The sequence below is a fragment of the Amycolatopsis sp. MtRt-6 genome, assembly GCF_017308975.1.
In the GTDB taxonomy this organism is placed as follows: Bacteria; Actinomycetota; Actinomycetes; order Mycobacteriales; family Pseudonocardiaceae; genus Amycolatopsis.
The window spans coordinates 319,060-339,598 of record NZ_JADWPD010000002.1; the positions used below are offsets into that span (position 1 = coordinate 319,060).

A 20,539-nucleotide genomic window follows, 5' to 3' on the forward strand; every position below is an offset into this window, starting at 1 on the left:
GCGCATCAACGCGAGCAACGTGCCGATCAGCGACGAGCACCGCCACGGCGGGCGCGGGCCGGGTGCCCACCTCACTGGTCAGCGGGCCCCCACCGCGGCGGGCAGGGCCTTCGAAGACCGCAGCCGGGTCACCCGGAACGGCCGGGTATTCCCGGAGCTTGTGGTGTTCGCGGCAAGGGCGACGCAGACGCACCCGGGATGGACGGCCCCGCCGCGCTACTCGGCCAGGCGGTGCAGCACGATCATCCCGCCGTACGCCGGCTCGCCGGAACGCTCGGCGTCGGTCGACACGTACCGGTCGACCAGCTCGAGGATTCCGCGCTCCAGTTCGGCGGCGTCCTCGGCGGACAGGTGCGCGGCGAACCGGAGGAAGATGCGGACTGAGCCGGGGCCCGCCGCGCGCAGTTCGTCCTGGACCGCTTCGATGGGCGCCAGTGCCGCGTCGGCTTCGGTGTTCGGCGGGTCGTCCAGCCACCACGAGCGGGCCTTCGCGCGGTACGGCTTCTCCAGGGCGCCGCTTTCGCCGGTGCGGACGGGCGCCGGTTCGAGCAGGCCCGCGTCGATCAGCTGGCGGACGTGGTACAGCACCGTTCCGGGGTCGCGGCCGAGCCGGTCGGCGAGCTGCTTGTTGGTCAGCTCGCCCTGCCAGCAGAGCCGCAGGATGCGCAGCCGCAGTGGATGAGCCAGGGCCTTGGCCTCGCTGACCGTGGCCTCGCGTCGCGAAACCGGGGACGAAGCGTGATCAGCCATGGCCGCAGGTTAGTACACCGGACTGATGGACTTTTCTCCATCGATGTGAAACTCTCCATCAATGCGGACATCGCTCGGGGGCGGGTACTGGCGGCTGTGGACGTCGGCCGCCTTGTCCAACCTCGCCGACGGGATCCTCAAGTTCGCGCTGCCGCTGCTGGCGATCGGCTACACGCGGTCGCCGGCGCTGATCGCGGGACTGACCCTCGCGTTCACCCTGCCGTGGCTGCTCTTCGCCCTGCCGGCCGGCGCGATCGCCGACCGCGCGGACCGGCGCTCGGTGATGCTGCTCGCGAACGTCGCCCGCGCCACCCTGCTCGCCGGGCTCCTCGTGGCCGTCCTGCTCGACGCCGGCTCCGTCTGGCTCCTCTACGTCGCCGCGCTCGGCACCGGCGTGGCGGAAACCTTCTATGACACAGCGTCCCAGGCGATCGTGCCCCAGCTGGTCGGGCGCGACCAGCTGCCGCGGGCGAACGGCCGGCTGTACGCGGCGGAGACGACGGCGCTCGAACTCGCCGGTCCCCCGGCGGCCGGCCTGCTCGTCGCCGCCGCGGCGACGCTGTCGCTGGGAACACCGATCGCCCTCTGGGCGGCCGCGGTCGCCGTCCTCCTGCTCGTCCGCGGGTCCTTCACCGTGCGGGCCCCCGCCCGGCGGCCCGCGCTGCGCGCCGAGATCGCCGAAGGCCTGCGGTTCGTGTGGCGGACGAGCATCCTGCGCACGTTCACCGTGATGACCGGCGTCTTCAACTTCGCCAGCAGCGCGACTCAGGCCGTGCTGGTGCTGTACGCGGTGGGCCCCGCTTCGGCGATGGGCCTGTCGGAGGCGGGCTACGGCTGGCTGCTCAGCCTGGTCGCCGCCGGGTGCCTGGCCGGCTCGTTCTTCGCCGAGCCTGCCGAACGCCTGCTGGGCACGGCCCGCGCCATCGGCATCGCGTTCTTCGTCGGCGCCGCCTCGCTGGGCGTGCCGGCGGTGACGACGAACCCGGTGATCATCGGCGCCGCCTTCTTCGCCGGCGGCGCCGGGCTGGTCGTCGCCAACGTCACGACCGTCTCCCTGCGCCAGCGCGTCACCCCGGACCGGCTGCTGGGGCGCACCAACAGTTCCCACCGCCTGGTCGCGTACGGCACGAAGCCCCTCGGCGCCCTCGCGGGTGGTCTGCTGGCCGAGCTTTTCGGCCTGCCGGCGGTGTTCGCCGTGATGGGCCTGCTGGCCGCGGCCACCGCCTTCGGCGCGACGAAGGTGCGCGCGAGCGCGGTCGCCGAGGCCGAACGCGCCGCCGTGCCCGCTAGTCCTCGCCCGTGACGGCGGCCAGCCGCTCCTGCACCCGGGCGTGGCGGAACTGGTAGACACCCCCGGCCTGCCGCAGGACCCCGCGGCGGTGGGCGTCGTCGAGGAAGTGCATCAGGCGCCACGGCAGGCGGCCCGTGGCCGCGAGCCACAGGTGGTGGACGAAGTAGTTGCCCCAGGCCCGCGTCACCAGGACCGCCAGGCCGATCCCGGCCCCGAAGCACACCCCCGCCACGATCGGCAGCACCGCGTTCGTCGCCGCCGGGAACACCTGGCCGCCCGCGAGCGCGCCCGCGACGCCGTAGCACGCCGCCGCGACGCCGCGGGCCATGAAGAACCCGAACGCCACGCCCGCCACCCCGCCGGCGACGGCCAGCGCCAGGTCGTAGTGACCGCCCAGCACCGGCAGGAACCGCGTCTGGGCCGTGAACGCGAACGCCATCCCGTCGAACAGCCCCAGCGACACCATGAAGGAGACGGACAACGCGATCGCGCCGGTCCGCTCGTTGCGCAGGATCGTCCGGGGGCTCGACACGCGGCTGGCGTCGACCGGTTTCGCCAGCCACACGTGCACCGCGAACACCAGGCCGAACACCAGCGCGAGGAAGCCGACCAGGCCGGCCGCCAGCGACCAGCCCAGGCCGAGCAGGACGCCCACCGCCGCGCCGATCGCGAAGCGACCGGCGAACTTCCGGGCCGCGCCGGCGAACCGCAGCTCGGTGCGCAGCGGCTCGGGCGGCCGCCCGAAGCGGTGGGTCAGGTAGCCGGCGCCCCCGAACGACAGGCCGTAGACCGCCGCCAGCTCCGGTCCGTCGGCGACCCAGCCGGTGACGACGAAGAACACCGCGATCAGCACGCCGATCAAGCTCGCGCGGGTGCCGGCGGGCACCGCGCGGTACAGCTGCCACCAGGCGAGGTCCCGGCTGCGCGCCCGCTCGAGATGCCGGGCCAGGAACCCCAGCCAGCGCGTCGCCTGCTCCGCGGTGTACCGCCCGGTCGGGCTGGTCTTCGGGTTCCGCCCCGGCGGCTGCGGCACCCGCGCGTAGGCGTTGGGGACGAAGGAATCGAGCAACTGCCCTTCGAGGGCGTCCGCGTCCGCGGCGGCGAGCAGTTCCGCGGGATCGGCGTGCGGCCGGCCGTAGCCGATCCGCGCGAGGTCGACCATCAACGGCGTCCGCAGCACCCGGGCCAGTGCCGCGTCCGGATCGCGGCGCAGCCGCTCGGCGACGGGCAGCCAGCGGTCTTCGCCCTGCCGCGCGGACAGGTAGGTGATCGCCTCCTCCCGGGCGACGGGTTCGAGCCGGACCACGGTGGCGGCGCTCAGCACCGCGCCGGATTCGCGCGTCACCTGCTCGTACTCGGCGGAACGGCAGGTCAGCACCAGCGAGCGCCCCACCGCCATCGTCTGGTCCAGTGCGTCGAGCGCGACGACGCGCAGGTCGGCGGGCATCTCGTCGAGGCCGTCGAGGACCGGGACGACGTGGCCGCCGAGGACGAGCCGGGTCGGCGCGCCGGCCCCGTACTCGCGCGCGTTGAGCAGGGCCGGGTGGTTCTCGGCGAGCCGGCCCGCCAGCCAGCTGTCGAGGTGTTCCCGCCGCGGATCCCACGAAGCCAGCGAGAGCAGCACCGGTACCGGCGCGTCCGGCGTGCGGGTGCGCAGCAGCTCCAGCGTCAGCATCAGGGCGAGCACCGACTTGCCGGAGCCGGGGTCGCCGAGCACGACCAGCTGCCGCACGGGCAACGCGGCGAACGTCCCGGCGATGTCGTGGAGATCGCCCCGCAGCACGCGCTTTCCCGGGCGCGCGGCCACCGACCAACGCAGCATGATCGGCTGGGGGCGGTGCAGCGAACGCAGCTCGGCCTCGGCACGCCACTGCCACGTGACGGCTTCGGCCAGCTCGGTCACCGCGCGATCGAGCCGGTGGGGCGGCTCGGCTTCCGGCTCGGGGTCAGCGGGTTCGGGCGCGGCCTCGGCGAGAATGCGGTCGTGGAGCCGCCGGAGCTCCGGGTTCGGGTCGACGCCGAGTTCGCCGGCCAGCCGGCGGCGCAGGCCGTGGAACACCGTCGAAGCCTCGGCGTAGCGGCCCTCCTTGGCGAGGGCGCGCATCAGGAGCAGGTGGGACAGCTCGCGCGTCGGGTGCTCGCCGCAGAACTCGGTCAGCTCGCGGACGACCTCGCCCGTTTCGCCGAGCCGCAGCCGCCAGCCGGCACCGAGCTCCACGGCGTCGCCGCGCTGCTCGTCGAGCAGCGCGGCCCGGCCGGCCAGCGTGGTCGTCCGCAGCCCGTCGAGCGCGGGACCCCGCCACAGGGCGAGCCCGGCACGGATCTCTTCGACGGCGTCGGCGAGCTTGGCCTGCGCGGCGAGTCCCCGCGCGGCCGCGACGTGCCGGCGGAAGCGGAGGGAGTCGAGCTCGTCGGCGTCGGCGCGCAGGCGGTACCCGGGGCCGTCGGTGACGATCGCCCCGCCGGCCTCGCCGAGCCGGCTCCGCAGGGCGGAGACGCAGTTGCGCACCTGCTTCACGGCCGTCGCCGGCGGCTCGTCGTCCCAGAGGGCGTCGATCATGCGCTCCACCGGGACGACCGTGTTGGGATTGAGGAGGAGGACGGCGAGCGCGCGCTGCTGCCGCGGGCTCGCCAGGCCGACCCGAGCCCCGTCCGCCCGCACTTCCAGCGTCCCGAGAATCCGGAACCTCATCGCATCCCCCCACCTCGTCACGGCCCAGCCCCGCGCCCGGCCTTCGAAACGCGCAGGTGGAGCGGCGGATGCCGGCGCGAGGACGAAACGAGGACGGCGTCGGAAACCCTAGGGGCACGGTGGCCGAGGGGGAATGCCGGGGCGACCCGGTGGCGGGCGCGGCGTTGGGGGTCGCGCCCGCCACCGGGACCGCCCGGCCCGGTTCTTAACCGTTTCTTAGCACCGCGCCTGGCCGCCGGCTCCGCTGCCTCGGACAATCGGCAGGGTGCTGATCGTGATCGCCGACGACGAGGACGCCGTGTGCGACTCCTTGTCGCGCACGCTGCGGTTCGAGGGCTACGCCGTCGAGATCGCCAAGGACGGCCAGGCGGCCCTGGACGTCATCCGGGACCGCGAGCCCGACGGCGTCATCCTCGACGTGACCATGCCGGTGCTCGACGGGCTGGAAACCTGCCGGCGGCTGCGGGCCGCCGGAAACCTCGTGCCGGTGCTGATGCTCACCGCGCGCGGCGACGTCACCGCGCGGGTCGCCGGGCTGGACGCCGGGGCCGACGACTACCTCGCCAAGCCGTTCTCCCTCCAGGAGCTGCTCGCGCGGGTCCGTGCCCTGCTGCGGCGCGCGCGGTACGAAGCCGTCCCCGAATCCCCCGCCGACCTCCGCTTCGCCGACCTCGCGCTCAACCCGGCCACCCGGGAGGTCGTGCGCGCGGGCCGTCCGGTCCGGCTGACGCGGACCGAGTTCGCGATCCTCGAGCTGTTCCTGCGCCACCCGCGGCAGGTGCTCACCCGGTCGGTGCTGTTCGAACACGTCTGGGGCTTCGACTTCGGCAGCAGCTCCAACAGCCTCGACGTCTACCTCGGCTACCTGCGCAAGAAGCTGGAAGCCGGCGGCGGCGGGCGGCTGCTGCACACCGTCCGCGGCGTCGGCTACGTCCTGCGCGAGGACCCCCTGTGAGGCTGCTGCGCGGCCTGGGACGGCGCAAGCTCACCCTGCGCGCGCGGGTCGCGCTCCTTTCGACGCTCGGGGTCGCGCTCGCCGTCGTCGTCGTGTCGCTGGCGGGCTGGTGGCTGATGCACGGCCGGATGTACGAGGACCTGGACCGCCGGCTGAGCGCCGACACCGCCGCGGCGGTGTCGGCCGCGACCCCCGACGAAGCGCTGCGCGCGCTGCGCAGTGCCGACGAACTGCCGCGGACCTGGTCCGACGACGACGACCCGCCCTCGGAGATCCGGCGGCTGCTCCGGCTGGCCGGGTTGCCGCCGCCCGCGGTCGTCCGGTTCCTCGACGACCGCGGGCACGCCGTCTCCAGTACCGCGGGAGCGGCGTGGCTCGGGCCGGTGTCCTCGCCCGCCGCCCGCGTCGCGACGAGCGGGAGCGGCCAGGACCTCGCCGACGCCGGTCCGGGGGACGAGACGGTCTACCGCGTGAGCACCACACCCCGGCCCGGCGGCGCGGTCCAGGTCGCGACCCGCGTCCTCGGCATCGAGGAGACGCTCGACGACCTCCGGACGCTGCTCACCTGGATCGGGCTCGTCGGCACGGCCCTCGCGGGCGTGGTCGGCTGGGCTGTCGCGCGCACGGGCCTGCGGCCGGTGCACCGGCTCACCGGGGCCGTCGAGAAGGTGGCCGAGACGCAGGACCTGGACAGCTCGATCCCGGTGTCCGGCCGCGACGAGATCGCGCGGCTCGCCACCGCCGTCAACCACCTGCTGACCGCGCTCGCCGCGTCGAAGGCCGCGCAGCAGCAGCTCGTCCAGGACGCCGGGCACGAACTGCGGACCCCGCTGACCAGCCTGCGCACCAACGTCGAGCTGCTCACCTACGCCGAGCAGCAGCTCGCGTCCGGCCGGTCCCTCGCCGCGGACGACCGCGCCCGGCTGCTGCGGGATCTCGGCGTCCAGGCCGAGGAGCTGACGACCCTCACCACCGAGCTGGTCGAACTGGCCGCGGAGAACACCGACCCCGAGCCGTCCGGCCCGCTCGACCTCGCCGACGTCGTGCACGGCGCCGTCATCCGCGCCCGGGCCCGCTGGCCGCAGGTCGTCTTCACCGTCGCGGCCGCGCCCGCGCCCCTGACCGGGCAGGCGGGCGGGCTGTCCCGGGTGGTGCTGAACCTGCTGGACAACGCGGCGAAGTGGAGCCCGCCGGGCGGCACGGTCCGGGTGGCTCTGTCCACAACGGACGGACACGCCGAGCTGACGGTCGCCGACGAGGGGCCGGGCATCGACGAACAGGACCGGCCGAAGGTCTTCGAGCGCTTCTACCGGGCCACCGCGGCCCGGTCCATGCCCGGCTCGGGTCTCGGGCTGGCGATCGTGGCCCAGATCGTCGCGACGCACGCGGGCACGGTGGTGGCCGGGGCGGCCGAGGGCGGCGGCGCGGAGCTGCGGGTGTGGCTGCCGTCGGAGGCCGCCCGCTTTTCTTAATCCGCTCGGCGGCGGTTCTTAAGGTTCTTTCATCCGCGGACCCGAAGTTCGAATCGTGTCCACCGTCGAAACGATCCGTCCCGCCCCCGCGGGCCTCCGGCACGGCACCGCGGGTGTGTGGGCCACCGCCGCGATCGCGTGCTTCGGCCTGTCCGTCGTGACCGCCCTCGTCCTGCACGTCACCCAGGCCGCCGTGGTCGATCCGGTCCGGCAGGTCATCAGCGACTACGCCCTGTCCCCCGCCGCCGGGGGATTCGCCGTCTGCGTGCTGGCCCTCGCCGCCGGGACCGGTTGCCTGCTGGCCGGCCTCGACCGGGCCGGGCTGGCCGTGTCCCGGCCCGTCGTCGCGCTGGCCGGCTGCTGGGGTGCCGGGCTGACGCTGTGCGCGTTCTTCCCCACCACGCCCACCGGCGCGCCGATGACCTTCTCCGCCGAGGTCCACCGCTACGCGGGCCTGGTGTTGTTCGTCAGCCTGCCGGCCGCGGCCGGGCTCCTCGCCCGGAGCGCCGCGCACCACCCGCGGCACCGCGGCCTGGCCGGCCGGCTGCGGCGGTACACGCGCTGGGCGTGGGCCGCCCTCGCGGTCTTCCTGCTGAGCCAGCTGCCGGTGCTCCTCGCGCCGCCCGGCGGCTTCGACGGCCCGCTGTTCCAAGGGCTCGCCGAGCGGCTCGTCTTCGTCGTCTACCTCGTCCTGCTCGGCGAGCCGGCCCTCGCCGTCCTGCGTTCCGGGAGGAAACCATGCTGACACTGGCCATCGGCCTCGCCGCCGCGGGCGCGTGCTGCTTCGCCGGCACCGTCCACCTACAGCACCGCGCCGTCCACCGGGCGGTGACCGGTCCGGTGCTGCGGCTGCCGGGCCTGCGGGCGGTCCTGCGCACGCCCGGCTGGTACGCCGGGATCGGGCTCGCCGGGCTGGGTGCTTTGCTGCACGTCCTCGCGCTCACCCTGGCCCCGCTCGCCGTCGTGCAGCCGATCGGCGTGCTCACCCTCGTCCTCACGGTCCTGCTCGCGCGGACGCCACTGACGCGGGCCGTGCTCACCGCGCTCGCGATGAGCGTCGCCGGCCTGGCCGCTTTCGTCGCCCTGGCCGCCACGGCCACGGACGCCGCCCTGCCGGCCCCCGGCCTCGGGACCGCGCAGTGGGCGCTGCTCGGCGCGGCCGGGCTGGCCGCGGCCGCCCGGTCCACCCGCGGCCGGGCCCGCTCCCTGCTGTCCGCGTTGGCGACGGCGGTGCTCTTCGGGTTCACCTCGGCGCTGATCCGGGCGGCGGCCGTCGCCCCGCTCGGCGGCGGCCTCACCGTCTTCGTGGTGGCCGAGGCCGTGGCGGCGACCCTCGCCGGCGCGTGGCTGCTGCACCAGGCCTACGCGAGCGGACCGGCCCCGGTCGTGGCCGGCGCGACCACGATCGTCGACCCGCTCAGCGCGGTCCTCATCGGCGTCTTCGCCTACGGCGAGCTGACTCCGGGCCGGCTCGGCGGCCTGGCCCTGCCCGGGGTGGTCGCGGTGGCCGGGCTCGTGCTGCTGACCCGCGCACTGCCGTCACCCGCCGCGCCCGCCCGCCCGAAGCGGCGCGAAGGCCCGCTGCGCATCGCGATCACCGCGGACACCTACCCGCCGGACGTCAACGGCGCCGCCAACTTCGCTTACCGGCTGGCGTCCGGGCTGGCCACGCGCGGACACGACGTCCACGTCCTCTGCCCGTCACCCAGCGGCGAAACCTTCACCGAGACGACGGCCGGCGTGACGGTCCACCGGATCGGGTCGCGGCGCACGCCCTTCCACCCGACGTTCCGGATCTGCCCGCCGTGGCGGACGGCCCAGGCCGTGCCGGCGCTGCTCGCCGCGATCGACCCCGACGTCGTGCACACCCAGGCGCACTTCCTCGTCGGCCGCCGGGCGGTGCGCGCGGCCGTCGCGACCGGCGTCCCGGTGGTCGCCACCAACCACTTCATGCCGGAGAACCTGCTGGGCTACGGGCCGCTGCCCCGCTGGACCCACCGCCCCCTCACCCGGCTGGCGTGGCGTGACCTCGTCCGCGTCTTCGACCGCGCCACGGTGTGCACGACCCCGACGCCCCGGGCGGCCCGGCTGCTCGAGCGGAACGGCCTGAACCGGCCGGTGCTGGCGATCTCCTGCGGGGTCGACCGCGCGCACTACGCCGGCCCGCCCGCCGAACCCGCCGGAGCGCCGTCGGTGTTGTTCGTCGGCAGGCTGGACGCGGAGAAGAACGTCCACGAGCTCCTCGAAGCGGCGGTCTCCCTGCCCCCGGAGACGCACGTCGAGCTGGTCGGCGACGGCAGCGAACGCGGCAGGCTGGAAGCGCTCGCCACGCGGCTGGGGATCGCGGACCGGGTGACCTTCCACGGCTTCGTCCCGGACGCCGAGCTGGTGCGGGCCTACCGGCGGTGCGCGGTGTTCTGCATGCCGGGCACCGCCGAGCTGCAGAGCCTGGTGACGATGGAGGCGATGGCCGCGGGCAAGCCGGTCGTGGCCGCGGACGCGATGGCGCTGCCCCACCTGGTGCGGCCCGGGCACAACGGCTGGCTCTACCCGCCCGGCGACGTCGGAGAACTGGCCCGGCGGCTGACCGCGGTCCTGGCCGACGAGCCGGCCCGGACGGCGATGGGCCGGGCCAGTCTCGAGCTGATCGCCGCGCACGACCTGGATTCCACAGTGGACACGTTCGAAGGGGTCTACCGCGATGTCGCGGTGCGCCCGGTGCCCGTGCCCTTGGGGCGGTGAAGCACCGGCAACACCGGTCCCGTGGTGGGTGCGGCGGAACCCCAGCGCCGCACCCACCACGCCCCAGCGGGGCGGGAACGCGCCACTCAGGAGGCGCTGCAACTGACGCTGGGCCAGTTCCGGTTCCCGTTGTGCATGATGGTGACACCCCAGTTGTTGCCGTTGCCGTTCGGTTTCGCGATCAGCACCTGGCTGCTGGGCCAGCTGGCGTTGATGTTCCAGGTCGCGCTGATCCGCGCGGGGCTGGGCACGTTCATCGTGACCGTCCACGTGGACGAGCCGCTGACCGAGACGTTCAGGTTGTACCTGTCACCCCAGGACTGCCCGGCCGAAAGCGTTGCGGTGCAACTGCCGCCGCCCGGCGTGGTGGGTGTCGTCGGCGTGGTGGACGTCGTCGGCCCCGTCGGGGTGGTCGTGGGCGTCGTGGTCGGGCTGCCGGCGTTGAGCGCGTTCAGCACCGAGTTGTAGGCGGCCTTCTTGTTGCCGTTGCCGTCGAACAGCAGCGGGCTTTCGTTGGCCCGCCAGGAATCGCTGTCCCGCACGCCCCACACCGTGATGCCCACGCAGCGCGCGACGTTCATGCACGCCTGCGTCAGCGCCTGGTACTGCGAGGTGTTCGAGTTCGTGACGTCGACCTCGGTGAGCGCCACGTCGACGCCGAGCGCCGCGAAGCTGGAGATCGTGGTCTGGAAGCTGCTCGGCACGGAACTGCCGCCGGTGAAGTGGGCCTGCAGGCCGACGCAGTCGATCGGCACGCCGCGGGCCTTGAAGTCCTGCACCATGCGGTAGACGCCTTGCGTCTTGCCGTAGTTCCAGTTGTCGATGTTGTAGTCGTTGTAGCAGAGCTTGGTCGACGGGTCCGCCGCGCGCGCGGTCCGGAACGCGACCTCGATCCAGTCGTTGCCGGTGCCCTGCAGGTTCGACTGCCGCCGGCTGCCGTCTTCGTTGAAGGCCTCGTTGACGACGTCCCAGTGCGCGAGTTTGCCCTGGTAGTGGGCCATCACCTTCTGGATGTGGTTGATCATGGCGCTGCGCAGCGCGCTGCCGCCCATGTTCTGCATCCAGCCCGGTTGCTGCGCGTGCCAGGCGAGGGTGTGCCCGCGCACCTTCATGCCGCGGCTGACCGCCCAGTTGTAGATCTGGTCGCCCGCGGAGAAGTTGAACTGGTTCTGGTTGGGCTCGGTCGCGTCCGGCTTCATCTCGTTCTCGGCCGTCACCATGTTGAACTCGCGGGCCGCGATCGTGGTGTAGGCGGAGTTGCTCAACCGGCTGCCGGCGATCGCCGTGCCGAAGTACCGGCCGGTCTGCGCGGCCGCGGCGCCCAGGGTACTGGCCGCGGCGTCCGCGCCGGGCGCCGGCGCCGTCACCAGAACGGTTGCGGTCGCCGCCACGCTCGCCACGCCCGCCAGCACTCGAGTGGTCGTCGACCGCCACCAGCGCCTGCGGCGCAGGTCCGACGAACTTTCCGCCATCCGTGTTCTCCTTCGGTGAATTCCCCCCGTGCCAGCAGAACAACACGCCGCCGGAGCGCCGCGCAAAAAGTTTCGGCCGACTTTCGGAACACTGGCACCCGGCCTGGCGGAACCCGTGAAAGTTACTTGCCGCCCCGGCCGGCTCTCCGCACGGAACCATCGCCGCCGCCGGACGTCTTCAGGAGATGATCACCGAAGCGATCCGGGCGGACGTCCCGCCGCGGGCCGGCGTGCGTCCGCCCGGCCGGTGGCGGCGGTGGTTGCTCGCGTCGGCCGTGGTCGTCCTGCTCGCCGAGATGGCGGTCGCGATGATCACGACGGCCGTCGAGCAGACCCCGACCATCGACGAGCCGGTGTACGCCGGCGCGGCGGTGTTCTCCCTGGAACACCACAGCCTGCGGTACAACCCCGAGCACCCGCCGCTGGGCAAGCTGATCATCGCGACCGGGCTGGCCTTCACCGGCGCGCACGTCGACGCCGGGTTCACCGGAGACCAGACTCAGCTCGGGCGGCACCTGCTGTACGAGTCGGGCCAGGACCCGGGCCGGCTGCTGCTCGCCGCCCGGCTGCCGGTGATCGTGCTGACGCTGCTGTTCGGGCTGGTCGTCTTCGCGTTCGCCCGCGATCTGGCCGGCCCGGCCGGCGGGGTCGTCGCGCTGGCGCTGTATGCGCTTTCTCCCGACATCATCGCGCACGGCTCACTGGCCACCTTGGACGTGCCGATGGCCGGGTTCCTGGTGACGTCGGCGTGGCTGCTGTGGCGCGCCCGGCGACGTCCCGTTCTTTACCTTCCGTTGGCGGGGCTCGCTTTGGGCGCGGCCGTGGCCACGAAGATGAGCGCCCTGGCCGCGGTTCCGGTGGTCCTGCTCCTGACCGTGCTTTCCGCCTGGCGGGCCACCGGTCCGCACCGGACCGTCCGGCGCCTCGGGACCGGCGTCGCGGCCGCCCTCGGCGTCGGGCTGCTCGCGGTCGCCGTCGTGTGGATTTCCTACCTGGCCGTCGATCCGCGGCTGCGCTGGGTTGCGCCACCGGGCCTGCCGCCGGTCGAGGGCCTGCGCGCGCTCGCCGGCCTGCTGCCGCTGCCCGAGCCGTACCTCGGCGGCATGCGCGTCCAGTTCGGCTTCGAAGACCAGGTGTGGACCACGTTCCTGTTCGGCGAGCCGCACGTCGGCGCGCTGTGGTACTACCTGCCGGCCGCGCTCCTGGTGAAGACACCGCTGGGCGCGCTGGCCCTCTGGGCGGCCGGCGCCGTCACGATGGTGGTGGTGCCCCGGCTGCGCCCGGCGGCCCCCTACGTCCTCGTCCCCGCGGCCGTGCTGCTGGCCGCGGCCATGACGGGCAGCCGCGACCTCGGCGTCCGGTACGCGATCTTCGTGCCGATGTTCCTGGCGGTCGCGGCGGCGGGGGTGGTCACCGTCCGGCGGCGGTGGGCGCACGGCCTCGTGGCAGGCCTGGTCGCCTTGGTGGCGGTCAGCTCGCTGCGGACGTTCCCGTACTACCTGCCGTACTCCAACGAGGCGTTCGGCGGCCCGGCCCGGACCCACCGGCAGCTGCACGACTCCAACGTCGACTGGGGCCAGGACCTGGGCCGGCTGGCCGACCGCCTGCGGCAGCGGTACCCGGGTGAGCGGGCGTGGCTGGTCTACAAGGGCAGCGGGGTGCCGTCGTTCTACGGCATCCAGGCCGCCGACCCGCTCGCGGTGCCGCCGGAGTCCGTGCACGGGCTGCTCGTCGTCTCGGATTCCGCGCTGGCCAAGGCGGACGACCGCCTGGCGGCGCTGATCCGCACCAGCACCCCGATCGACGAGGTCGGCCACTCCATCACGATCCTCCGCCGGCCGGTCACAGGTTCATGATCGGCAGCTGCACGCCCGGCCGCTCCAGCCGCGCCAGCATCCGCTCCGGCTCACCACTCACCGAGCGCAGGACGTTCACCGCCTCGCTCCGGTGCCCCTGGCCCGCCAGCACGATGGCCAAGGTGATCCCCAGCCCGTTGCCGACGTGCGGGCAACGTCGTTTCGCCAGTTCCAAGGCCGTGCGACAGTCCCGCAGTGCCTCGTCGTGCCGTCCGGTGCGGCTCAGCGCCATCGCGCGGTTCGCCAGCAGCATGACCCGCACGATCGGCGTGTCCTCGGTCTCCAGCTGGCCGGCCGTGAGTTCGACGGCCCGGGCGAACTCACCGGCGCGGAAGGCGGCGGCCCAGCCGGTCAGGTCGCTCAGCTGGATCAGGTCGATGACCCGCCCCTCCGCCGGCCAGGACCGGCGGTAGCCGAGGCGGAAGCTCTGCCACCCGGCCGGCGTCAGGGACGGCAGCAGCGGGCGGATGTCCGTCGCGCACTGCTCCGCGCTCGGCCGGCAGTGCAGGAAGACCGGCCGTGGATCGTGCACCAGCGCCGTGCCGTCGCGGTCGAAGAGCCAGTTCCCGCGGTGCGCGTCGCCGTGCAGGACGTTGCGGGCGTGCATCCGGGCGAGCGTGGTGCCGATCGCCCAGCCGTCCGGGTCGGGTGGCTGGGGGTCGCTCACCCACAGGTGCCGGAACTCGCGGTAGTCCGTCACCACCGGCTGGGCCTCGCACGGCACCGGCACCCGATCGGCGTACGAACACAGGAACCGGATGCTCTCGCGCCGGCCCACCACCAGCGGGTACCGCGGGCCGCCCGCCCCGGTCAGGGCCGACAGCGGCACCACCGCGCACTCGCCGATCGACTCCGCGACGTCCCGCGGCCACTGGTCGAAGGTGCCGTCCTGGGGGATTTCGTCGCGCAGGAGCACGATTTCGCCCCGCTCCACCAGTGCGCGCACGGCCGGGAGGTCGGTGCCGGCGAACTCGGTCGCTTCGACGCGCGTCGCACCGAGTTCGAGGAGGAACGTCACCGCCCCAGCATAGAATGGGCGACGTGGCCGAAACCGGGGAAAACGTGGCGCTGGTGACCCAGACCCTGGTCGGCAACGCGAGCACGGTCCTGACTCGTCCGGACGCCCTCACCCTGCCGTTCTTCCTCGATCTTTGCGCGCTCTGCGAAGCGGTCGTGCTCCTCGACCGGCTGGAAGCGCTCGACGCGGCGGACGAACGCGAAACCGTCCTGGGCCGGCGGCTCGGCGGGGAAGGGCTCTACCGCACGTTCCGGCCGGCCCTGTCCGCCGACGAGCTCCGGCGCGTCATGCTGCGGCTGCCGGACGAGCTCGCGAAGCGCATCACCCTCGACGCCGGCGGTCCCGGCCCCACCGTCGACGCGACCGGCGCGGTGACCGGCCTCGACTACACGACCGGGCTGAACAACCTCCTCGCCCAGGTCGACGCGCTCGGCGGGTACGCCAGCAGCCGCAGCCGGGACGGCTCGGTCAAGGAGCGGATGTACCGCGGCAACGGTTACCTCCTCGTGGCCGCCGCGCACGGCCTCGACTACTTCCCGGACTTCGACCGGGTGCCGTTCGTCGCGGGCACGTTGCAGAAGACGTACCGGTCGCTGCCGCGTCAGCTGTACGACAAGGTCAGCGAATCGCTCGACGAGCCGCTCAACGGCGGCGATCTCGTCGCCGAGTGGGCGGCGATGTCGACCGTCCCGATCCCGCCGATCAGCGCGCTGGTGCTCTCGCGGGCGTCGTCGCTCGACGACGTCCCGGAGCAGTTGCTGCGCGTGCGCGACGAATTCCGCCGTTATCGCCGCTACTTCGGCGATTTCAAGGCCGCGCTGCGCACCGCCGACACGGTCCGGGAGCGCCGGAAGCTGCTGGCCAGGTACCGCACGCTGCTGGCCGAAGCCAGCGGCCCCGACCGCGAAACCGTGTCGCTGACCGAGATGCTCAACCTCACCGAGAAGGCCGTGAAGGCGGCGGCCGGCCCGGCCCTGCCGACGAGCTACGGCGCCCTGCTGGTGACGCAGCCCGTCGACTGGATCCGCCGCTGGTGGCAGCGGCGCCCGCTGGCCATCCTCTTCCGGCTCGACAGCAAGCTCCCGCGGCTGCCGGAGTACCGCCGGCTCGTCGGCAAGCTGTGGGGCGACGAGGCCGGCCACGCTCTGCTCGGCGAGGTCGCCGAGCACGGCACGCGGCTGCGCGCCCTCATGGCCGACGCCGAGCCGGCCTGACCCGCTTCACCGCGCGACTTCGCCCGCTTCGGCGGAAAACGCATTCCGCGCTCCGGATCAGCCGGCCGCCCGGTCCCGTGTGCTGTCCCGGACCACCAGCCGCCCTTCGACGGTCACGTGGGTGATCGCGCCGGGTTCGCCGAGGGCGAGCCCGATCGCCTCGGTGCCGGCGTAGGCGAGCGGCAGCGCCATCGTGGTCAGCCTCGGCGTGACGTTGACCGCCGGCCGGATGTCGTCGAACCCGGTCAGCGACACGTCAGCCGGCACGGCGACCCCGGCCTCGCGCAACGCGCGCAGCGCCGACGGCGATCAGGTCGTTGACCGCCAGGACGGCGTCGGTCCCCCGCAGCCCTTCGGCGGCCAGGCGGTGCGCCGCCTCGTACCCGCCCTCCCGGCTCACCGCGCAGGGCACGATCCGCACGGCGGATTCGTCGACGCCGCCCGCGCGCAGGCCCTCGACCAGCCCCGCCGTCCGAGCCTCCGGCGCGGCCTGCCCCGGCGCGCCGGCGACGATCACGACCCGCCGGTGCCCCGTCCCGGCCACGTACCGGCCGAGCCGGGCCGCCGCCCCGCGGTTGTCGAACCGGACGGAGTGGAACGGCAGGTCCGTGTCCCCCACGATCACCACGCGGCCGCCGTCGTGCTCGTACGCGCGCAGCTCCGCGAGCAGCCGTCCGGCCAGCGCGCCGGCCTCGACCCGGCCGGAGGTGAGCACCAGCGCCCGCGCCGCCGGCCGCCCGCTCCATCGCCGACACCACAATGGCCATCGACGGTGTGGTGACGTCGTCCGCGACCAAGGCGCGGGAGTCGCTGACCCCCAGCAGGGCGAGGGCGTATTCCACCACCTGTCGGCGAGCCGCACACGAACTCGCGGACCGGCGTCGCGCGATCGGCCTCGCCCTGTCCTCAGTGGACAGAGCGAGGCCGGCCCGGGGAAACGCCTACGACGTGAGCACCGCACTCGCCCGCCCGCGGGCGCGGCCGCTGAGCTCGGCGTCGAGGGTTTCCTGCGCGACCCGCATCTGTTCCTGGTACCGAGGCTCACCCAGCCGGCGCATGCCCTCGTCCGCCGCCACGGTTTCGACGGCGGCGGTGATCCACCAGATGTTGCCGAAAGGATCGCGGACCCGGCCACCACGCTGGCCGAACGCGTTGTCCGACAGCGCGGTGACCTCGCTCGCGCCCGCCCGCAGCGCGGCGTCGAACGCGACGTCGGCGTCGGGCACGAAGACGCGCAGCAGCGACGGCAGGTCGGGCCAGTCGTCGTGCTGGTCGAACGCGAGCACGACCGTGTCGCCGATCCGGATCTCGGCGTGCCCGATGCTGCCGTCTTCCAGCGGAACCCGGCCCAGTTCGACGCCGTCGAAGGCCGCGGCGACGAAGTCCAGCAGCGCACCGGTGTCCTTGGTGACGACCCAGGGGGCGACCGTGGTGTAGCCGTCGGGGGTAGCGGTCATCGTGAGTTCCCTTCGAGTTGGTGACCTCACGGTAACGGCGATACAGGTCAGTTCTTGTCCGCTTGGTGGATGGAGAGGGAATGATGTTTCGCAGACGTGCCGCCGAGACCCACGCCGGGCCCCTGGCCGAATTCACCGCGTTGCGCGCCGAAATCGTGCTGCATTCCGAGCAGCAGTGGAAGACGACCACGGTGCTGATCACCACCACCGGCGCGGTGTTCGGGTTCGCCCTCTCCGGCAGCGGACGCATGCCGCTGCTGCTGATCATCCCGTTCGCCGCCTACCTGCTCTGCACCCAATGGGTCCACAGCCACGACCTCATCAACCGGGCGGCGCACTACATAAGAACCGAGCTCGGCCCCAAGGTACCCGGCGGGCTCGGCTACGAGCAGTGGCTGACGGAGCGGCGGGGCGACCTGCGGCTGAGACGCGTCCTGGCGAAGACCTGGATCCAGCCGATGGTCCTCATCTACCCGGCGATGGCGTCGCTGGCCCTGGGCGCGGAGGCGGTGTGGTTCTTCGGGACGAACCTGTCCTGGGCTACGCCCATGGTGGTCCTGGGCGCACTGGCGTGGGCACTCGGCCTCGCGCTGACGGGATTGTCGGTGGGCCTGATGCTGTGGTCGAACCGGCGCGTCGCCAGGGGCGACTTTTCCTTTTAGCAGACGCCGCCACTACTACGTGATCGGCCTGCGGCGCGACGACACCGGGCGTGTTTTCCTCCGGTCCGCTCAGCGCAGGACGAAGCCCGTGCCGAGCGGGTCTGCGGGGTCGAGGATGAACCGGTGCTCGCCGGTCCGGTGCCGAGGTCGTCGTAGAGGACCGTGCCGTAGATGCCGCCCAGCCGGTCGTCGAGCGGGTGGCGGGCGTGCTCGGAGTCGTTGAGCGCCCACTTGACCTCGCGCCCGATCGCGATGAGGTCCCGGTAGTGCTCCGGCGTCACCGAAAGGCCGACGCTCGCCGCGTCGAGGTGGGCGTAGATCGCGCCGCCATAGGCGACGTCGACCGGCACCTCGCCGCGTGCCGTAGGGACGGCGACCTGCTCGGCCGGCACGTAGCTCGGGACGTTGACGAAGTCGACGCCGCCCGGGTGCACGCGCAGCGTGACCCGGCCGGACGGGACGTCGATCACGACCTCGGTGGTCCCACTGGGATCCCGGGCGACGCGGCCGGTGTCCAGCGCCCAGACGGCGAGCGCGATCGAACCGTGCCCGCACGCGGTGGAAAACCCGTCCTGGTGCCAGAACAGCACGCCGAAGCAGGCACCCGGGTCGTCGGGCGGGGTGATGAACCCGCCGTACATGTCCGCGTGGCCACGGGGTTCCGAGCAGAGCAGCCTGCGCAGGGTGTCCACATCGGAATCGTGGATCGCGGACATCCGGCGGTCGGCGACGGTCGCGCCCGCAATGGCGACGGGCGGCTCGGCGACGATGCGGAACGGCTCGCCGCCGGTGTGGTAGTCGGTGGTGGATACCTGGTCGATGGTCATCGAAGTCCCCTGCCGGCGAACGCGTGGTCCACCGCGTTCGCGAAGGCGCCCATCGACGGGTACTCCAGGTCGGCGGACCAGTCGCCACCGGGCTCGGGTGTGGCACCCCAGCCCGGCCGGTCGTGACGGCGGTTGATCCACACCGAGGGCAGCCCTTCCCGCTTCGCCGGCACGTGGTCGTGGAACAAGCTCTGCGCCACGTGCAGCAGTTCCTCGCGCGCGACGCCCAGGGACGGCAACGTCTCGTCCAGCGCGCGGAAGTGGTTCGGGGCGGGCTTGTAGGCACCGACGTCCTCCGCCGTGATGATCGCGGCGAACCTCCCGCGCAGGCGCTCGTTGCTGCCCGCGAACCCCGCGCGGTGCACGTTGGACAGGATGATCAGCTGGTAGTGCTCGGCCAGCCGCGCCAGCGCGCCGGCCGAATCCGGGAACGCGGGCCAGTCCGGCACGGACTCCCCGAGCCGGCGCGCCCAGTCGCCGGTCACCTCGCGCCCGAGGCCGGCGCCGGTGCGGCGGAACGCCTCCGCCAGCACCTCCGGGTACCGCGTGGCCGGGGCTTCGCGCTCGACGGCGGCCTCGTTGCCGGCGTAGGCGACCAGGAGTTCCTCGTCGGAGACCCCGAGCCCCTCGGCCCACGGCGACAGGACCGCCGTGATGCCTGCTTCCCAGTCGATCAGGGTCCCGTAGCAGTCGAAGCTGAGCGCCGTGAACTTCGTCAGATCCGTCACGCGGTCAGTGTATGACAGTATAACAATGGCCGTCAGCCGATTAAGCTGCGCTGAGCGTGGTCCAGGTGCTCGCGCATCGCCGTGACCGCGCGTTCCCCGTCCCCGGACCGCACGGCGTCCAGCAGCACGCGGTGCTCCGCCGCGAGGTCGCCCGCCCCCGGGTAGGAGTCGCTGAGCTGGGCCAGGCAGAGCTGCATTTCCTCCTGCATCGCCGGGTAGATCCGGTCGAGGCGCGGACTGCCGGCGCAGCCGATCAGCGCGACGTGGAACTTCGTGTGCGCGTCGACCCGGTCACCCCAGCTCGCACTCGGCGCCAGGGCCTCCATCGCGGCGAGCCCGGCTTCCGCGGCGTCGACCGGACGCTGCTCGGCGACGATCCGCCGGACCGCCTCGAGCTCGAGCGGCGCGCGGACGAAGAACAGGTCGCGGACGTCGTCGGCGGTGAACACCGGGACGCGCAGCGAGCGCCCGGCCGTGCGCTCGGCGAGGTTGCGGGCGAGCAGCTCCTGCAGCGCCGACCGCACGGTCGGGCGCGCCACGCCGAACATGGTCGCCAGGCCGACCTCGGTGAGCGGCTCCCCCGGCTTGAGCTCGCCGCCGAGGATGTGCCGCCGGATTTCCGCGACGAGGGCGTCGCGCGTGCTGATGCCCCGCAACGGCACGGTCACCCGATCCCCTTCCCGGTCGGACAGGCTGACAGTCTGGCACGAACCCCGGTCACGGCTCGGGGACGGCGCGTCCGGAGCGGGACATCGCCCGGGCGAGAGCGGCGCGGTCCGGCGCGTCGGGCGCGTTGCGGATCCCGGTCACCGCCACCTATCCCCTGGACCGCGTCGGCGAGGCGTTCGCCGCGTTCGGCGCGGGGCCCCTCAGCAAGGTCGCCATCACCCACTCCTGATCCGCCCCCTCCGGCACCCCGGCGTTGCCCGCCCAGCAGGCGCAACCGACGCGGTCCGGCGGTTCTCCCCCGTCAGGATCGGCTGCGCTCCCCGGACCCGGGCCGCCGGCAGGCGCCGGACGCCTTGGTGCCGTGCGCCGCGTCGGTCAGCTCGATGAACACGCGGCGGGTCCCGCCCGGCTTGCCCGTCGCCAGCGTGATGCTGACCCAGCGGCCCGGCCCACAGGCGGGACCCGCCCGGCCGGGGCCGGGCGTACGCGGCACGTCGACGCCGGACGGCGCAGGTGCCGCGGTCGCGGCCGGTGTCCCGGCGAGGACCGTGGCCGCCACGGCCACGATCGCCGTCACCCGGTGCCCCGTACCGCCGCGGCGCAGCACAGTGCCGACTCCCATCGTGGACCTCCCCCGCCGGCACGTGATCAGTGGCCGAACGGGGAGCCTGGCAGCGTCCACTGCAGTGGCACTGCAGTCTTACGGAACGTGGCCGGTCGGGGGTACCCTCGCC

17 protein-coding genes and 1 pseudogene are annotated in these 20,539 nt (G+C 73.5%); 8 read left to right on the top strand and 10 right to left on the bottom strand.

Going from position 1 to position 20,539, the window contains the following annotated elements:
- Positions 1-216: 216 nt before the first annotated feature.
- Positions 217-750, bottom strand: a complete 534-nt coding sequence (locus tag I4Q55_RS05045; protein WP_206784818.1) for a transcriptional regulator — start codon at positions 748-750, stop codon at positions 217-219.
- A gap of 61 nt (positions 751-811) precedes the next feature.
- On the opposite strand from I4Q55_RS05045, the gene I4Q55_RS05050 reads away from it, so the two are divergent.
- The gene (locus I4Q55_RS05050) at positions 812-2,053 is read left to right on the top strand and encodes an MFS transporter (RefSeq protein WP_206784819.1); all 1,242 of its coding nucleotides are present in this window, start codon (positions 812-814) and stop codon (positions 2,051-2,053) included.
- On the opposite strand, the gene I4Q55_RS05055 is transcribed toward I4Q55_RS05050, so the two are convergent.
- Complete coding sequence (locus tag I4Q55_RS05055; protein WP_206784820.1) at positions 2,037-4,733, bottom strand: BTAD domain-containing putative transcriptional regulator; 2,697 nt, start codon at positions 4,731-4,733, stop codon at positions 2,037-2,039. The genes I4Q55_RS05050 and I4Q55_RS05055 overlap by 17 nt on opposite strands.
- Positions 4,734-4,998: 265 nt before the next feature.
- On the opposite strand from I4Q55_RS05055, the gene I4Q55_RS05060 reads away from it, so the two are divergent.
- From I4Q55_RS05060 to I4Q55_RS05075, 4 genes are read left to right on the top strand one after another with little or no spacing between them, the layout of a single operon-like run.
- Positions 4,999-5,688: a response regulator transcription factor gene (locus tag I4Q55_RS05060; protein WP_206784821.1), complete on the top strand. Its 690-nt coding sequence runs from the start codon at positions 4,999-5,001 to the stop codon at positions 5,686-5,688.
- Positions 5,685-7,160: a HAMP domain-containing sensor histidine kinase gene (locus I4Q55_RS05065; RefSeq protein ID WP_307793119.1), complete on the top strand. Its 1,476-nt coding sequence runs from the start codon at positions 5,685-5,687 to the stop codon at positions 7,158-7,160. Before I4Q55_RS05060 ends, I4Q55_RS05065 begins: the two co-directional genes overlap by 4 nt.
- 55 nt (positions 7,161-7,215) lie before the next feature.
- Entirely contained in the window at positions 7,216-7,905 is a 690-nt protein-coding gene (locus tag I4Q55_RS05070) for a DUF998 domain-containing protein (protein WP_206784822.1), read from the top strand.
- A complete protein-coding gene (locus tag I4Q55_RS05075) occupies positions 7,899-9,902 on the top strand; it encodes a glycosyltransferase (RefSeq protein ID WP_206784823.1) in 2,004 nt (667 codons plus the stop codon). The genes I4Q55_RS05070 and I4Q55_RS05075 overlap by 7 nt, the downstream gene beginning before the upstream one ends.
- Positions 9,903-9,988: 86 nt before the next feature.
- Here the strand turns inward: I4Q55_RS05075 and I4Q55_RS05080 are convergent, their stop codons facing one another.
- Positions 9,989-11,374 carry an endo-1,4-beta-xylanase gene (locus I4Q55_RS05080; RefSeq protein WP_206784824.1) on the bottom strand — a complete coding sequence of 462 codons (1,386 nt, stop codon included), beginning with the start codon at positions 11,372-11,374 and terminating at the stop codon, positions 9,989-9,991.
- A 185-nt stretch (positions 11,375-11,559) separates the two neighbouring features.
- Between I4Q55_RS05080 and I4Q55_RS05085 the strand changes: the two genes are divergently transcribed.
- On the top strand, positions 11,560-13,230 hold the full coding sequence (locus I4Q55_RS05085) for a phospholipid carrier-dependent glycosyltransferase (protein WP_206784825.1): 1,671 nt from the start codon (positions 11,560-11,562) through the stop codon (positions 13,228-13,230).
- Here the strand turns inward: I4Q55_RS05085 and I4Q55_RS05090 are convergent.
- Complete coding sequence (locus tag I4Q55_RS05090; RefSeq protein ID WP_206784826.1) at positions 13,217-14,248, bottom strand: tetratricopeptide repeat protein; 1,032 nt, start codon at positions 14,246-14,248, stop codon at positions 13,217-13,219. The genes I4Q55_RS05085 and I4Q55_RS05090 overlap by 14 nt on opposite strands.
- 23 nt (positions 14,249-14,271) lie before the next feature.
- Here I4Q55_RS05090 and I4Q55_RS05095 point away from each other — a divergent pair, with 23 nt between their 5' ends.
- On the top strand, positions 14,272-15,462 hold the full coding sequence (locus I4Q55_RS05095) for a hypothetical protein (protein WP_206784827.1): 1,191 nt from the start codon (positions 14,272-14,274) through the stop codon (positions 15,460-15,462).
- 57 nt (positions 15,463-15,519) lie between these two features.
- Here I4Q55_RS05095 and I4Q55_RS50900 read toward each other — a convergent pair.
- Both I4Q55_RS50900 and I4Q55_RS05110 read right to left on the bottom strand, forming a co-directional pair.
- Positions 15,520-16,507: pseudogene (locus tag I4Q55_RS50900) on the bottom strand (substrate-binding domain-containing protein).
- Entirely contained in the window at positions 16,404-16,919 is a 516-nt protein-coding gene (locus tag I4Q55_RS05110) for a VOC family protein (RefSeq protein WP_206784830.1), read from the bottom strand. Before I4Q55_RS05110 ends, I4Q55_RS50900 begins: the two are co-directional and overlap by 104 nt.
- Before the next feature lie 83 nt (positions 16,920-17,002).
- Between I4Q55_RS05110 and I4Q55_RS05115 the strand changes: the two genes are divergently transcribed.
- On the top strand, positions 17,003-17,581 hold the full coding sequence (locus I4Q55_RS05115) for a hypothetical protein (RefSeq protein WP_206784831.1): 579 nt from the start codon (positions 17,003-17,005) through the stop codon (positions 17,579-17,581).
- On the opposite strand, the gene I4Q55_RS05120 is transcribed toward I4Q55_RS05115, so the two are convergent.
- The 4 genes from I4Q55_RS05120 to I4Q55_RS05135 form a co-directional block, all read right to left on the bottom strand.
- Complete coding sequence (locus I4Q55_RS05120) at positions 17,578-18,408, bottom strand: proline racemase family protein (RefSeq protein WP_242545304.1); 831 nt, start codon at positions 18,406-18,408, stop codon at positions 17,578-17,580. The two genes, I4Q55_RS05115 and I4Q55_RS05120, sit on opposite strands and share 4 nt — an antisense overlap.
- On the bottom strand, positions 18,405-19,136 hold the full coding sequence (locus I4Q55_RS05125; RefSeq protein WP_206784832.1) for an HAD-IA family hydrolase: 732 nt from the start codon (positions 19,134-19,136) through the stop codon (positions 18,405-18,407). The genes I4Q55_RS05120 and I4Q55_RS05125 overlap by 4 nt, the downstream gene beginning before the upstream one ends.
- Positions 19,137-19,168: 32 nt before the next feature.
- A complete protein-coding gene (locus I4Q55_RS05130) occupies positions 19,169-19,804 on the bottom strand; it encodes a GntR family transcriptional regulator (RefSeq protein ID WP_206784833.1) in 636 nt (211 codons plus the stop codon).
- 302 nt (positions 19,805-20,106) lie between these two features.
- Positions 20,107-20,427, bottom strand: a complete 321-nt coding sequence (locus tag I4Q55_RS05135; protein WP_206784834.1) for a hypothetical protein — start codon at positions 20,425-20,427, stop codon at positions 20,107-20,109.
- Between the last annotated feature and the right edge of the window lie 112 nt (positions 20,428-20,539).